Raw genomic sequence first — 1,800 nt, 5'->3', positions numbered from 1 at the left:
GGGTCGACGCTTCCTCGTCGACCCGCACCAAGTCCTAGTGATGACGGCAATGCCGACGGTGCTCTGTTGCCGGGCGTGGAACGATCGCAAAGACCTGCTTGATCCGTCCGGCACTGAACCACGGCAACAGAATTGTCGCTTCCTCTGTACTACCGCACTCAGCTTGCCCGCTCGAAGCCGGCGCCGTGCCGCGCGGATCCACGACTCTTTCGCCCCGTTCGTGCCCAACGGAACACGACCATCCCTGCGAGCACAATGAGGATTGAGACCGGCGCCGCCCAGGTCATGTAGCTCGCCACTCCCGGCTGTGGATGAACGATCGCGTTCACGTACACCCAGGTAAAACCGGCAGCTCCGACTGCCGCTGACAGGATGACTCCGACGGTCAATTCCTTTGTTCTCGCCAGGAAGATTGTGCCGCCGACAGCGATCAAGATGTACGGAAGGACCCACATGTAGGGGAAGAGGGTGGCTACCGCGGTATAGATCTGGAGTGTGCTCCCACCTGTGACGGCTGCCAGGATCGTGGGGAACAGGAAGGTCAGAACAGCGATGGCGACGATCGCTGTCACGGGGGTGTGCGTGCGCGGACTCACCTTGCCGAGGGTGCTGGGAAGAAGCCCGTCGGTTGCCATAGTCGCGAGCACACGTGGCGCGTAGTTCATGAATCCGATGAGGACAGCCAAACATGTCAACACCAGCGCAAGGTCAGCGATCCCCCCGAGGAAACTGAGCCCAGCATGATCGGCGAGTGCGGCGATCGGCGACTCGCCGGCCGTCATGGCACTCTGAACCTCATCGGTTGCGAGCGCCGGAACCGACAGAACCGTCGCAACGAGGCCGATACCACCCACGATCAGTGGAACAGCAATGATGACCCGGGGAACGGTTCGTTTGGGATCTGCAGTTTCGGCGGCGGTCGCGGCGCTCGCCTCGATACCCACCAGGAAGGTCGCGGTCAGAACCACACCCATCGTGAAGCCGGTGAAAGTGAAGTCTTCGAACGAGAATTGGCTCTTCAAGTCGAAGTCGCCGCTGAAGAGGTTAGCCAACAGAATCAACGCGACGACCGGTGCGGTGATGGCCATCAGGCCGATGCTGAGGCGCGCGGAGGTGTCCAGTCCCCGATAGGCGAGAACGGCCGCTCCGAGAAGGGCTACCGCGAAGATCATGATCTGTCCGGGCAGCTCGTTCGCACCGGAGACTCCAAACGACGTGCTGAGCAAGCTACCGGTGTACAACGCGAGGGCACCCAATGCGGCCATCATTCCGACGACATAGCCCACCGCGAGTGAGGCGCCCGAGACGAGTTTCGGGAATGGGCCGAGTGCATGCCCGATGTACGAGTAGAGGGCGCCGGATACGACGAACCGGGATGCGAACGGCGCGATAGTCACAGAGACGCACGCCATGATCACTGCGCCGACCAGGACCGAGAGCCACGCCGACGAGCCTGACACGCTCATCACGAACGCCCCGACAGTCGCAGCAGTTAAGACCGGGCTGAAAACAACTACTGCGAGCCCAAGAGCTTTTCTCCCGCTCAGGGTTCCCTCTTCCAGTCCTGTCACTTCATTGACTGGGTGATCTCCGGGATTCATCTCGGTCATCTAAATCTCCCGTTCGGGGTAGCTGGGGTGCGGTGGTCCAACTATCGGCCTCGGCGGGACGTTGCACCATATACATCAGTTGAGAAAGCGCTCGTGGTTCTTGTCCCTCGACGAACAACGTTGAACGTTGGTATCGACGATCGATTCGTTCTCGATACGCCGAACCGGCGGCTCCGCGCGAGTGTACGTG

At 61.0% G+C, this 1,800-nt stretch carries 1 protein-coding gene; it reads right to left on the bottom strand.

Annotation, left to right across the window (positions count from 1 at the left end; all coding sequences use genetic code 11):
- Positions 1 to 158 precede the first annotated feature (158 nt).
- Positions 159 to 1,610, bottom strand: coding sequence for an APC family permease (locus tag ACFTZB_RS45385; RefSeq protein ID WP_378442521.1), 1,452 nt, complete (start codon positions 1,608 to 1,610; stop codon positions 159 to 161).
- Positions 1,611 to 1,800: the final 190 nt, after the last annotated feature.

The sequence above is a fragment of the Rhodococcus sp. NPDC057014 genome (assembly GCF_042673295.1).
GTDB lineage: Bacteria > Actinomycetota > Actinomycetes > Mycobacteriales > Mycobacteriaceae > Rhodococcus_F.
The sequence above is the reverse complement of the archived record's forward strand: the minus strand, read 5'-3'. Positions and strand labels throughout refer to the sequence as shown.

Bases quoted from the DNA above. Each gene is read 5' to 3' on its own strand.
- ACFTZB_RS45385 (WP_378442521.1), bottom strand. From the start codon at position 1,610: ATGACCGAGATGAATCCCGGAGATCACCCAGTCAATGAAGTGACAGGA.